Source organism: Natrinema zhouii (genome assembly GCF_013456555.2).
GTDB classification, from domain to species: domain Archaea; phylum Halobacteriota; class Halobacteria; order Halobacteriales; family Natrialbaceae; genus Natrinema; species Natrinema zhouii.
Genome location: NZ_CP059154.1, coordinates 2,351,088 through 2,363,278 on the forward strand (window position 1 = coordinate 2,351,088; position 12,191 = coordinate 2,363,278).

Annotated in this window: 11 protein-coding genes and 1 pseudogene; 5 read left to right on the forward strand and 7 right to left on the reverse strand. The window is 63.0% G+C overall.

Annotation, left to right across the window (positions count from 1 at the left end; all coding sequences use genetic code 11):
• Positions 1-128: 128 nt before the first annotated feature.
• The 7 genes and pseudogenes from HYG81_RS30310 to HYG81_RS30340 all read right to left on the reverse strand — a co-directional run bounded on the left by HYG81_RS30310 (position 129) and on the right by HYG81_RS30340 (position 6,887).
• A complete protein-coding gene (locus HYG81_RS30310) occupies positions 129-2,195 on the reverse strand; it encodes a DEAD/DEAH box helicase (protein ID WP_180843016.1) in 2,067 nt (688 codons plus the stop codon).
• Between the two features lie 108 nt (positions 2,196-2,303).
• Positions 2,304-3,413, reverse strand: coding sequence for an ABC transporter substrate-binding protein (locus HYG81_RS30315; protein ID WP_180839821.1), 1,110 nt, complete (start codon positions 3,411-3,413; stop codon positions 2,304-2,306).
• A gap of 46 nt (positions 3,414-3,459) precedes the next feature.
• Positions 3,460-4,323, reverse strand: a complete 864-nt coding sequence (locus tag HYG81_RS30320; protein ID WP_180839822.1) for an ABC transporter ATP-binding protein — start codon at positions 4,321-4,323, stop codon at positions 3,460-3,462.
• Positions 4,323-5,432: a FecCD family ABC transporter permease gene (locus HYG81_RS30325; RefSeq protein ID WP_180839823.1), complete on the reverse strand. Its 1,110-nt coding sequence runs from the start codon at positions 5,430-5,432 to the stop codon at positions 4,323-4,325. Before HYG81_RS30325 ends, HYG81_RS30320 begins: the two co-directional genes overlap by 1 nt.
• A 126-nt stretch (positions 5,433-5,558) precedes the next feature.
• Positions 5,559-5,968 (reverse strand): annotated as a pseudogene (locus tag HYG81_RS30330) (cupin domain-containing protein).
• A 401-nt stretch (positions 5,969-6,369) separates the two neighbouring features.
• Positions 6,370-6,564 (reverse strand): cold-shock protein, encoded by a 195-nt coding sequence (locus HYG81_RS30335; protein WP_005554588.1) that lies wholly within the window; start codon positions 6,562-6,564, stop codon positions 6,370-6,372.
• Between the two features lie 98 nt (positions 6,565-6,662).
• Positions 6,663-6,887, reverse strand: a complete 225-nt coding sequence (locus HYG81_RS30340; protein ID WP_180839824.1) for a hypothetical protein — start codon at positions 6,885-6,887, stop codon at positions 6,663-6,665.
• A gap of 190 nt (positions 6,888-7,077) precedes the next feature.
• Here HYG81_RS30340 and HYG81_RS30345 point away from each other — a divergent pair, with 190 nt between their 5' ends.
• From HYG81_RS30345 to HYG81_RS30365, 5 genes are all read left to right on the forward strand, one after another.
• The gene (locus HYG81_RS30345; protein ID WP_180839825.1) at positions 7,078-8,094 is read left to right on the forward strand and encodes an NADP-dependent oxidoreductase; all 1,017 of its coding nucleotides are present in this window, start codon (positions 7,078-7,080) and stop codon (positions 8,092-8,094) included.
• 461 nt (positions 8,095-8,555) lie between these two features.
• A complete protein-coding gene (locus tag HYG81_RS30350; RefSeq protein ID WP_180839826.1) occupies positions 8,556-8,702 on the forward strand; it encodes a DUF7859 family protein in 147 nt (48 codons plus the stop codon).
• A 79-nt stretch (positions 8,703-8,781) separates the two neighbouring features.
• The gene (locus HYG81_RS30355; RefSeq protein ID WP_180839827.1) at positions 8,782-9,876 is read left to right on the forward strand and encodes an aminopeptidase; all 1,095 of its coding nucleotides are present in this window, start codon (positions 8,782-8,784) and stop codon (positions 9,874-9,876) included.
• A 654-nt stretch (positions 9,877-10,530) separates the two neighbouring features.
• Positions 10,531-11,400: a hypothetical protein gene (locus tag HYG81_RS30360; protein ID WP_219628690.1), complete on the forward strand. Its 870-nt coding sequence runs from the start codon at positions 10,531-10,533 to the stop codon at positions 11,398-11,400.
• A gap of 354 nt (positions 11,401-11,754) precedes the next feature.
• Positions 11,755-12,171: a universal stress protein gene (locus HYG81_RS30365; protein WP_180839828.1), complete on the forward strand. Its 417-nt coding sequence runs from the start codon at positions 11,755-11,757 to the stop codon at positions 12,169-12,171.
• Positions 12,172-12,191 lie beyond the last annotated feature (20 nt).

Here is a 12,191-nt window from a genome sequence, read left to right on the forward strand (position 1 = left end):
ATGCCCGTACTGGCTATCGATTGAACGCTACCGTCCTTTACCGTTCTGGCCGTCGAGACGTACGCAAAAACGATCGTAGCGGCCGTTCGCTGCGCCAGTGACAGTCACGGATCACACCGCTGTCCCGATCAGAGGTCCTCGTCGCGGAGTTCGATGTCCGCGACGAGCTCGTAGGGATGAGCGTCCTTTCGGATCCCGTCGAGAAGGGTGAACGCCTGACCGGGCTCGAGGAAGTGTTCGGTCACCACGCGACCGAGCGGCGTGGGTTCGAAGCCGTCGATGAACTCGTACTGCAGCAGTTTGCCGATGGCGTGTTTCGTGGGGACGTCGCCGAGCATCCGGTCGTTGAGCGCCTTCGCGGCCTTGCCGCCGACCGTGACGTTCGCGAGCGTCTCCTCGACGGCCGCGGCCTCGTCGTAGTGGGTCATCACCGACTCCATCTCGCCTTTGAGCAACTTGAAGGCGACCTCGTCCTCGCTCATCTCCATCGAGTTGTGGTAGACGGTGTCGGGTTCGACGAGGACGTACACCGTCCCCGTGTCGTGGTAGTCGGGCCGTCCCGCGCGGCCGAGCATCTGGTGGAACTCTTGGACCGAGAGCCACTCGATGCCCATCGCCAGTGAGTCGAAGATGACCTGCGAGGCGGGGAAGTCGACCCCCGCGGCCAGCGCGGCGGTCGTGACGACCGCTGAGAGTTCCTGGTCGCCGAACTTGCGTTCGACCGTCTTCCGGCGCTTGTAATCCAGACCGGCGTGGTAGGGGGCGGCCGAGTAGTCGAGCTTTCGCGAAATCTCGTGACAGCGCCGCCGGGAGTTGGTGAAGATGATCGTCTGCCCGCGATACCCCTTCGAAGACTCGGTGTCGAACTCGCGTTTGACGAGCTTGTTCTCGACCCGTACCTTCTCTTGGCCGTCCGCGAAGGTGACGTGGCGTTCGATCGGGATCGGCCGCTCCTCGAACTCGATGAGCGTGGCCTCGAGCGCTTTGGTGAGCTGTTCGGGATTGCCGACGGTCGCCGAGAGGTAGACCCACTGTGCGCCGTCGTACTCGTCGCGGCGCTTCGCGCGCTGCTCGCACGTGTATTTGAGCCGCGAGATGAGGCCGTCGAGGCGGTGGCCCCGATCTTCCTCCTTGAGGGTGTGGACCTCGTCGATGACGACGGTCCCGATGTCGCCCATCTCCTTGCCCGTCCGCAGGGCGTGGTCGATCCCCTCGTAGGTGCCGACGATGACGTCGGCGTTCGGATCGAACTGGTTGCCGTTGTCGGCGATCCGGCTCGCGCCCACGCGGATGGAGACGTCGACGAGGTGGCCGTACTCGTCCTGAAAGTCCTCGTACTTCTGATTGGCCAGCGCCACCAGCGGCACGAGAAAGAGCATCGTCCCCTTCCCCTCGAGGACGCGGTCGATGCCGGTCATCTCGCCGACGAGGGTCTTCCCGGTCGCCGTCGCGGAGACGACGAGCTGGTCCTCGCCGTCAAGGAGGCCGTTCTCGACCGCGAGGCTCTGGACCGGAAGCAGCGTCTCGAACCGATCCTCGAGCAGGTCCTGTATGCCCGGATGCAGATTCAACGAGTCCGTCCGAACGGGATCGACCTCCTCGGTCGTCGCCGAGATGGTATCGAACTTCGTCAGATCGGGATCGAGCTGGCCCTTGAGCAGATTGACGATCCGTTCCAGGTCCTGCACTTCCATCATGAGCTCTTCGAGGCGCTCCTTGGCGGCACCCGAGACCTCACCGCCGACGGAAAAGGAAAGCTGGCGCTCGAGTTCCTGCTTGGCACAGTCCGTACAGATCCAGTCGTTGTCGTCCTTGACGGCGGTCTCGGTCGTGATCGGCGAGTACCGGCCCGCGCCGGCGCAGTAGCGGCAGGTCCGGACGGTCTTGACCTTGTCCTCGAGCTGGTAGCCCGCGAGCATTTCCTGAAGGTCGCGGCGACCCGCGGTCGAGGTCTGCTCGGAGATGCGGATCCGCTTCGCTCGGCGGGCGAGTTCGACGAACTCGTCGGGCTGGCGGGGCTCTTCGCTCGAGCCGTCTTTCAGTCGGAACTTCGCGGGACGGGGGCCGGCCGAGGTTTCCGAGAGTTCGAGTTTCGCGCGGAACAGCCGCTGTCCGTCACGTTCGACGACGACGAGGAAGTCGCCACCGGTTTCGTGACAGAAGATGGTATCGACCTGCTGGACCTGCTTCGACACGAGACTGACTAATAGCGTGGCGTACTTGAGCGATTCGGACTCGAGTGCGCCGAGCACGCGAGTCGATCCGGATGCGTGCCGTGTCACCGGTTTCGACCGAGCGGTCGCCTAGAAGTCGCCGTTGACGATGTCGCTGACTTCCTGCGGGTCGAACAGGTCGTCCTCGAGGCCGTAGAGCTGCCGGGCCAACCGCTGAGTGGCGACGAGGTTGATGATCGGGCCTTGATAGAACGGGACGGTCTTGTACACGTTGTCGTTCTGGACGGCCGTCAGTTTCTGCCCGGCGTCGTGACTTTGTATCGGTTCGACGAAGTTCTGCTGGAACTCCTCCTCGCTGAGGTATTGCTCGGTGCGAAGCAGGATGTACTCCGGATCGACCTCAAGGAGCGTCTCGTAGTCGATCGATCCGCGGGTGTCGTGGAAGTTCTCGACGTCGGAGTTCGCGAGCGCGTCCTCGACTCCGAGGTCCCGCAGGTGTTTGTAACTCGTCGACTCGTCGATGATGTAGGGGAGGAAAGAGTCATCCGCTATCTGCGGGTACAGGACCGCAGCCTCAGGTCGGCCGCTCGAGGGAACGACGTTCTCGAGTTCCGACTGGAACTCGTCGTGCAGCGTCTCGAACTCGTCGTAGCGTTCCTGTTCCTGAAAGACTTCGGCGAGTTTCTCGAAGGCCTCGTACATCGTGAGGTAGTCGTAGTCCTGATGCCACTGGTAGCCCCGAGAGGTGATACTGTTCCCGAAGAACGGCGTCCCCGTCGATTCGATCCGCTCGATGGCGTCGCCGCTCCAGTCGGCCCGCCCCGTGAGGAAGTTCGGATCCATGACGAGGACATCCACTCCCTCGGCAAGGTTCATGAACTTCTCGGGGCCGAACTCGTCGTCCCAAAGCGTTTCGATATCGTCCGGGTCGACGCTCACGTCGGGAATGTCGTCGTAATACCCCGTATGTAACCGCCCCGCCTTATAGAGGCCTACCGGCGGTTCCTGACCCAGTGCGATCCCCATGTCGGCCCAATCCGCGGTGCCGGCGGCCCACGCCTTCGGGACACCCTCGAACTCGACGTCGCCGACCGGCGGCATCGATACCGTGTACGGATCGACATCGTCCTCGTCGTCCGATCCGTTACCGCTGATACAGCCGGCCAACGCGCTCACGCCCGCGATGGTCCCGCTCGTTCGAAGCACGTTGCGCCGTGTCCACGTCCGTTCGTTACCCATTATCTTTAGGCTAGCCTAAAAATATAAAAGCGTTCCGATGGCAGCGTTACGTCCGGCGATCCGGGAGCGCTCGCTTCGGCAGCACCTGGAGTTCGGGCTCGTACTCGACGGTGGCTTCGACGCCGAAGACGTCGGCGAGCAGTTGCTCGGTCACGACCTCTTCGGGCGGCCCCCAGTCGTAGAGTTCCCCGTCGCTCATCGCGACCAGATAGTCCGCGAACCGGGCCGCCTGTGAGATATCGTGGAGGATGACGGCCACGGTGACGCCCTTCTCCTCGTTGAGTTGGCGGATCGTCTCGAGCACCCGAAACTGGTGGTGAATGTCCAGAAACGTCGTCGGCTCGTCGAGCAACAGGACGTCGGTGTCCTGTGCCAGCACCATGGCGATCCAGGCCAGTTGCTTCTGACCGCCGCTCAGCTGGCCGAGCTCGGCGTCGCGGATGTGATCGATCCCCGCCAGCTCGATCGCGCGTTCGACTGCCTGATGATCTTCCTCGGTGACGCCATCGAAAAAGCCCCGATGCGGGTAGCGGCCGTGATAGATGAGGTCCTCGACGGGGATCGAGCCGAGCGAGTCGTTCTCCTGCGAGAGGACGCCCATTTCGCGTGCCAGTTCCTTGCGGCTGAACGTGTCGAGGTCCTCGCCGTGAATCTGGACGTTCCCCGTGTCCGGCGTGAGGTGGTTCGAGAGCGCCTTCAGGAGGGTACTCTTCCCGCTGCCGTTGGGGCCGACGAGCGCGGTCACCGCCTCTTCGGGGATGTCGAGGCGCGCGCAGTCGACGATGGTCTCCTCGCTCGTCGGATAGCTGAGCTCGAGGTCGTCGCCGACCAGTGCGCTCTCGACCGCAACGCCGTTGTCGTCGGTGATCCGTTCCTGTTCTCGATCCGCGCTCTGCTGTGTGCGTGACATTATAACTCACCCATCGATTGCTGCTTCCGCATCAGATAGAGGAAATACGGGCCGCCGATCAGCCCGGTGACGACGCCGACGGGCATCTGGGTTCCGCCCAGCGCGAGTCGCGCACCGACGTCGGCGACGACCATCAGTGCGGGGCCGGCGAAGAGACACCCGATCATCAGCTGCCGGTTGTCCCCACCGATCGTGTTCCGGACGATGTGGGGGACGACGAGGCCGAAGAAGCTGACGATTCCAGCGACGGCGATGGCGGCGCTGGCGGCCAGAATTGCGACGGCCGAGAGGGAAAACCGGACCCGTTCGACGCGCATCCCGAGCGATCGGGCGGTGCTCTCACCCAACATGAGGACGTTCAACTGCCGCGCACCGGCGAGCGCGATCACGATCGCGACGGCCGCCGGCAGGATCGCGATCCGAACTTCCCCCCAGCCGGTGCCCGTGAGCGATCCGGTGAGCCAGGCAATCGCCGTCTGGACGACGCCCAGATCGTCTGCGAAGAAGAACAGACCCTGCTGGAGCGACTGAAAGACCATGTTGACGACGACGCCCGCGAGCACGAGCCGGACGGGGCTCGTCCCACCTTTCCAGGCGATCGTGTAGACGATCACGAACGCGACCGTCCCGCCCAGAGCTGCGATCAGCGGCAGGAACGGTGAGAGACCGCTGAAGACGACCAGCGTCGCCAGCACGGCGAACCCAGCGCCGGAGCTGACCCCAAGCACGAACGGACTCGCCAGTTCGTTCCGCGTCACGGCCTGGAAGATCGCACCGGAGATCGCGAGCGTCGCGCCGGCGATAACCGCGACGAACACCCGCGGCATCCGGAGCGTCCAGACGACGATGCTCGCGGTACTCATCTCCGGCAGGTCCGTCCCGAGCAGGAACGCTGACCAGGCGTGGAGGTTGAATATCACGCCGGGGTTGAACACTGCTTGCCACGCCTCGAGAAACGTCATAGAGTACTCCCCGAAGCTCACCTGTACGAGTCCCGCGACGACGGTGATGACCGTACTCGCCAGACAAAAGAGGACGAGCCGCCCGGTTACCCATCCCTCCCGCTCTCGGGCGGACCTGTGCCCCTCGACAGACTGCGCTTCTCCCATCGCATTTAGGTGTGCCTAAAAGACGTTTAGTAGTTGCGGTTGCAGAACGGTATGACACTGCAGTGTCAGTATCCGCAACTGGACTGCGGTACGATCGGTTCAATCGGTGCTCCGACCGGCCCGGCTTCACTCGAGCAGGTCGATCTCGTCGTCCCCGTTCGGAACCGCACAGATGAACGCGCCCCGCCGGTCGCCCTCGTTGCGGTACCAGTGGACCGTCCCCGCGGGGATCAACAGCGAGTCGCCCGCCTCGACCGCGTACTCCTCATCGTTGTCGACGGCTTCGCCGTCTGCTCGATGCGCCTCCGGCGCATCGCCGATACCCACCGTTATTCGCCCTCGAGGACGTACTGCTCGTGCTCGACGTCGTTGGTGTGTTTCGGCACTTCCGCGCCGGGCTCGAGGACGAATCGCCGGATCGCGAAGGTCGGCGCGCCGTGGTCGTCGTCGATTAGAACGCCCTTCGAGAGCCCGTCGGCCGCGTCAACGGTCTCGTACTCGATCTCGTCGCCACGTCTGACCAGTGGCTCCGTCATGGTCTCGAGTCGGTGGCGGATCCACAAAACGGTCCGGGTCCGCAACCGCTACCGCCACTCGGCCGGTGTCGGAACCGTCGAACCGGTTCGGTTACAGAGTACGTCGAAGTCGAGCGACGAGATACCAGACGCCACCGATGACGCCCAGAACGAGCACGAGGTTGAAGAGGAGGATCGGGATCTCGGGGATACCGATCGCAGGAGCCAACATGAGTACTTGTCCACAACTGGTGGGGCGTACTTGATTCCATCCATACACGTGTGTGCTGACACTACTCGTTTCTGGGTTGAATTCGTCTCCCGGCAACGCGTTCGCATTTCGGGACGTACTCGACGACAGCGCCGCTGCTCAGGGGTAGTAAAATACTGCAGTCAAGTGCCGATACCAGTTCGAATTCGCCTTACAGGCGCTCGACGTTCGTCGCGCGCGGGCCCTTGGGGGCCTGCTCGATGTCGAACTCGAGCTCCTGTCCTTCCTCAAGGTCCGGGCCGCCGATGTCTTCCATGTGGAAGAACACGTCGTCGTCCGCGTCCTCAGTCTCGATGAATCCGTAGCCGCCTGTGTCGTTGAAGAAATCAACGGTTCCTTTCGCCATTGCTTCTAAAGAGAAGCGCCGAGCAGTCTTAAAGGCACCGACTCACATTCCACGGCGATTTCGCGGGTATCAGCCCGCTCACTCCGGTAGCCGCGAGTTCAGCGACTCCCCTCCTCCAGATCCTCTAGACGCTGTATCGAGATCGAAATGAAATAGACGAGGATGAACATGAAGAAGCCTCCCGAGAGACCGATGAGCTCGACCGTCCGCACGCCGGCGGGGTCGATCACGGCGACCACCGCCAGCCCGAGGACGAAGATCGCGATCAGGAACCCCCCGAACGCGTAGTAGAACCCGATATCGGTCTCGAGGCGTTCGCGCATTGCTCTGTGTCTCCTTTCGACGCAACCCGCAAAACGGTATCGACACGCTCTCAGTTGGCGGACCGAGGCTCGCCGATGTCCATCGTCGTAGTGGCGACGGTGTTCGCGTGCAGCCGATCGAGACGGCGATCCCGTTCGGACCGGGTTCCGGGAGCCCAATATTGACCTTCGGGCGGGGCCATAACCGAGTATGGCTACAACTAGGCAGTGGCAACTCGCCAGTCGCCCGGTCGGCGAACCGACCGCGGAGAACTTCGACCTCGTCACCGTCGATCGGCCCGAGCCCGACGACGGCGAAGTACTGGTCAAGACGTTATACCAGTCGGTCGATCCCTACATGCGCGGCCGGATGCGAGACGCGGAATCGTACGCCGAGCCCTGGGACGTCGGCGACCCCATGGAGGCCGGCGTCGTCGGCGAAGTCCTCGAGTCCGAGGCCGACGAGTTCGCGGCGGGCGACGTGGTGACCGGGAACCTCCTGTGGGCGGAACACGCGGTCGCCGACGCGGACGAACTCCAGCCGGTGAATCCGGACCTCGGTCCGATCTCGACGGCGCTGGGCGTGCTCGGGATGCCCGGCGTGACGGCGTTCTGGGGCCTGCTCGACGTCGGCGATCCGAACCCCGGCGACACCGTCGTCGTCTCCGCCGCCGCGGGCGCGGTCGGCTCCGTCGTCGGCCAGCTCGCCCGAATCAGCGGCGCACGCGTAGTGGGCACCGCCGGCAGCGACGAGAAGACCGAGTGGCTCACCGAGGAGCTCGGGTTCGACGCGGCGATCAACTACAAGGAAACCGACGACCTCGGCAGCGCGATGGCCGAGGCCTGTCCCGACGGGATCGATGTCTACTTCGACAACGTCGGCGGCCCGATCACCGACGCCGTCTGGCCCCGCCTGAACGTTCATTCGAGAGTCGCGGTCTGCGGCCAGATCGCGCTGTACAACGAGACCGAGGTGCCCACGGGCCCCCGAAAGCTCGCGAAACTCATCGAGACCCGCGCGAAAGTCGAGGGGCTGCTCGTCGGCGACTATCAGGACCGGTGGGGCGAGGCGCTCGAGCGCCTCTCGACGTTCGTTCAGGAAGACGAGATCCGCTACCGCGAGAACGTCGTCGAGGGCTTCGAAAATGCGCCGGACGCGTTCCTCGGCCTGTTCGAGGGCGAGAACATCGGTAAGCAACTGGTCAAGGTCGGCGAGCGCGGCGACTGAGCGGGCGAACGGTCGGCCGGCTGGTTCTGTTCTTTCCAAACGGATCCGATGAGTCGGTCGTCCTCCCTTGCTGCAGGGATGAACGAGGCCGTACGTGACGAAGCGAACCGGAGGATCAGCGCACAACGCCAGCGGGGAGTCGGCTTCGAAAGCCACGGGAGAGAGAGGGGGGCTTCGAGCGTGATGTCAGAGGGAGCGGCCGCCCGCAGTCTCCGAGCTGTCAGACGGGAGTCGGCGGACGGCCGGTCGCGATCGCAGGGGACGGGCGACAGGCCTCGATCTCGAGGACGTGCCTCGAACGGAGTGGAGGGCCGATGATCGAGGCCTATGAGAGCGGACGGACCGTCCCACGTTATAGTCAGCGCAAGCTGAAACCGCGATTTTAGTTAGCGTGCCGGACACACGGATACAACCGATCGAGGTCGAAACGATTAACCACGCTGACAGAGTAGCGGCCGCATATGCTGGACATCCTCACCGGCCTCGTCCCCGACGACCCCGTCATCATCGCGGTCGTCGTGATCCTGCTCTCGCTGGTCTTCTTCGCGTATCTCCTCCTGCGACGGACCGTCCTCGAGTTCCGCGACGGAATGCGCGGCGATCGCTGATTCGGGTCGAACCGTGGATCGCCGGCCGGACGGTTCCCCATCACGAACCGTTTTTTCCTCCCCCCGTCAATATCGGGGTATGGACCCGCGAATCCGCGAACACGCCGAGATCATCGCCACCCACTCGGTCGACCTCGAGGAGGGTGACAACGTCGTCATCGACGCCCATCCGGTCGCCGAGGACCTGGTCGTCGCCCTTCACGAGGTGATCGGCGATCGGGGAGCGAACCCGATCACGACGAGCCAGCGAACCGGAAAGCGCCAACAGCGCGCGTATCTGCGAGCCGCCGATGGCGAGTTCGACACGCCCGAGCACGAACTCGCGCTCGTCCGAAACACCGACGTCTACATCGCGATTCGCGCGACGGACAACGCCACTCAGACCAGCGACGTCGACCCCGAGATCAGCGCGGCCCACCAGCAGGCCCATCGTCCGATCCTCGAGGAGCGACTCTCCAAGCGCTGGTGTCTCACGCAGTATCCCGCACCGGCCAACGCCCAGCTCGCGGAGATGAGCACGGACGGTTACGAGAACTTCGTCTGGGACGCCGTCAACAAGGACTGGGACGAACAGCGCGCCCACCAGGAGAACATGGTCGAGATCATGGACCCCGCCGAGGAGATCCGGATCAAGAGCGGCGACACGACCGACGTGACGATGTCCATCGCAGACAACCCGACGCTGAACGATCACGGCGAGCACAACCTTCCGGGGGGAGAGGTCTTCACCGCACCCCAGCCCGACAGCGTCGAGGGGGAGGTCCTCTTCGACATGCCGCTGTACCATCAGGGCCGGGAGATCACGGACGTGTTCCTCGAGTTCGAGGGCGGCGAGGTCGTCTCGCACTCGGCAGCGAAGAACGAAGACGTCCTCACGGAAGTGCTGAACACCGACGACGGCGCGCGCCGACTCGGCGAACTGGGTATCGGGATGAACCGCGACATCGACCGGTTCACCTACAACATGCTCTTCGACGAGAAGATGGGCGACACCGTCCATATGGCCGTCGGCCGCGCCTACGACGACACCGTCGGCGAGGGTAACGAGGCCAACGACTCCGCGGTCCACGTCGACATGATCGTCGACATGAGCGAGGACTCGTTCATCGAAGTGGACGGGGAAGTCGTGCAGCGAAACGGGACGTTCCGATTCGAGGACGGGTTCGAGGAATAGCAGACGTCTTTTTGATGGAAATTTGTGCGCGAGCGAACGAAGTGAGCGAGCGGAAAACGGTCCGATTGTGACAGTCCGATTCGAGGGGCAGGGACCGTTCGACTCATTCGAGCCGGCTTTTGGCGTAACTCTCGAGACAAACACCTCGGCTGGTACCGACTGAACGTTCACAATGCGGTGGCGCGCGCTGGATCGCGGTGAACGCTAGTGAATCGCGGCACGACCCGTGCGAGGTCTTCGTGAATAGTGCGGGACCGACGGTCCCGCATACCGTGCGAACGGGTGCTTCGCACCCGTGAGCAGACGCAGTGAACGAAGGCTTGGAAGACGCGAAGCGTCTTCATGCGGATGAGCGAGTGAACGAAGTGAACGAGCGTTAGCGCGGAACCGTTGGTTCCGCGAACCATACGAACGGGCCGAAGGTCCGTGAGTAGAAATCGGCTGGGGAGGGCGTGGCGATTCCCTGCTGCCAGCGGAGCAGGACACTTGGTTCCCTGTGGTCGCTACTTAGACTAAGTCGGCCCCGTTGAAATGAAATCCTCAGATGATTTGCCATGAAATGAACACCTACTCTCTGTGCGAATCTATCCGTTGATGACCGAGATCCCACTAGATGGGCGACATATTTTTGTAACTCTGTATACAAGTCCCGTCATGGCAACTCGAACGGGGACTGGACTGGGCCAGCCGGACGCAGAGTCCCCGGATGCTTCGTATGCAATCGTCGCTGGCCTATACGTCGCCGTTCTCCTCGCTCCGTTAGCTGTTCTCGTCCTCTCACGTGCGACATCGAACGGCGGTATCCTCTATCTCGGGTTTCTCGCCGCAATTACAGGCTTCGCCACTGTGACCGGCTCGATCGTCTCCCGGACGTCCGGACTCGCGGTCAGCCTCGGTGGACGCACCGCAGCATGGCTGCTCGCTGTCCTCCCGTTCGTGTGGTTCATTGGCGTCCTCGGTGTCGTTTCCATGGGTACTGAGCCACCAGGCATTACGGTTGGCCTCGCGATCGTTAGCACGATCGGTGGGATGTTTCTCGGCCTCTTCCTGACTACAATGAGTCGGACCCGATACGCGGCAGCCGTTCTGATCGGTGCTGAGGAATTCGTCGAATGGGAGGCGCGCTGGCCGCGGCGCTGGCGCCGTCTCTCCCTAGGCGGAATGGTCGTTGCAGGTGTCGTCGGCGTTGCCGGCGTCATCGTTCAGCTCGTCTGGAGCGACTTGTCCTGGGCAGGCAATCTCTATCTCCTCTTCTTCCTGTGGACCCCCTTCGCAGGGGCCACGAATCCACGGACCTTTCGCGTGACCGATGTTGGACTCGTTGTCGAACGCCCACTCCAGCAGCGTATCCGGCCGTGGTCCGAGTTCGCGAGTTACACGCTTACCGATACCGCACTGATCATTCACCCGTCTGTATGGTGGCGCCCGGCCTACCGATCCGACCGTGGGGACATTGAGGATCTGGATGCTGCCGTCAAAGCACTTGAGAGAATTCTTGGTGACGACGAGTATACGGCGCGATAGCGGTCGATATCGGTGTTCTACAAGTTCTACTTACCGCAGTGGGTACCAAAACTACCATCTTCTACGGATTTCAACAGCGCTACTGATTCGGAAACGCTCGAGTCCCGATTGCGGGCCGACTCCCTGCCGTCGACGCGGTGGTTTCGGTGGTGGCGTCCGGCGGCGGGCGGCCGGCTGTCCGCCGGGACTCGAGTCCAACAGTACGCGTAGGCTCTCGATGGAAATAGCATTCACGCTCGAGCGACCAGATTAGGTGACGAGCCCGCAGGGAACCGGATCGCACCTGTAGGGTACGAGAGGAGCCACGCAGTTGCTATCGACCGGGTTTATAGTCCCGAGAGAGCTATCAGACGTATGGAAGTACTCGTCGCGTACGACGGCTCCAAGCCCGCACGGAAGGCAGTCGAACACGCGTTTGAGACGTATCCCGACGCGGAGATCGTGTTGCTGCGCGTCATCGAGGCGGCGGACAGCTCGACGGAGGCGGGGATCAGTCTCATTCAGGAGATGCTTCGGGAACGAGAGGAGGAGATCTCCGAGTCGTTCCCCGACGAGATCGAATCGATCACCAGCGATCCCGACGTCGAGTTTCGGACCGAGACCGTCGTCGGAAAGCCCGCTCGAGAGATCGTCTCGTTCGCGGACGAACACGATATGGACCACATCATCATCGGCAGTCACGGCCGGTCCGGGCTCTCTCGCGTCTTGCTCGGTAGCGTCGCCGAAAAAATCGTCCGTCGCTCCCCCATCCCGGTTACCGTTATTCGTTGATCTGCGTCTCGAGTGCGGCC

What these genes read in the sequence shown, in the direction of transcription:
- HYG81_RS30355 (WP_180839827.1), top strand. Translation starts at nt 8,782, where the DNA reads ATGGACCCGCGAATCCGCGAACACGCCGAGATCATCGCCACCCACTCG.
- HYG81_RS30350 (WP_180839826.1), top strand. Translation starts at nt 8,556, where the DNA reads ATGCTGGACATCCTCACCGGCCTCGTCCCCGACGACCCCGTCATCATC.
- HYG81_RS30325 (WP_180839823.1), bottom strand. Translation starts at nt 5,432, where the DNA reads ATGGGAGAAGCGCAGTCTGTCGAGGGGCACAGGTCCGCCCGAGAGCGG.
- HYG81_RS30365 (WP_180839828.1), top strand. Translation starts at nt 11,755, where the DNA reads ATGGAAGTACTCGTCGCGTACGACGGCTCCAAGCCCGCACGGAAGGCA.
- HYG81_RS30360 (WP_219628690.1), top strand. Translation starts at nt 10,531, where the DNA reads ATGGCAACTCGAACGGGGACTGGACTGGGCCAGCCGGACGCAGAGTCC.
- HYG81_RS30320 (WP_180839822.1), bottom strand. Translation starts at nt 4,323, where the DNA reads ATGTCACGCACACAGCAGAGCGCGGATCGAGAACAGGAACGGATCACC.
- HYG81_RS30335 (WP_005554588.1), bottom strand. Translation starts at nt 6,564, where the DNA reads ATGGCGAAAGGAACCGTTGATTTCTTCAACGACACAGGCGGCTACGGA.
- HYG81_RS30340 (WP_180839824.1), bottom strand. Translation starts at nt 6,887, where the DNA reads ATGCGCGAACGCCTCGAGACCGATATCGGGTTCTACTACGCGTTCGGG.
- HYG81_RS30345 (WP_180839825.1), top strand. Translation starts at nt 7,078, where the DNA reads ATGGCTACAACTAGGCAGTGGCAACTCGCCAGTCGCCCGGTCGGCGAA.
- HYG81_RS30315 (WP_180839821.1), bottom strand. Translation starts at nt 3,413, where the DNA reads ATGGGTAACGAACGGACGTGGACACGGCGCAACGTGCTTCGAACGAGC.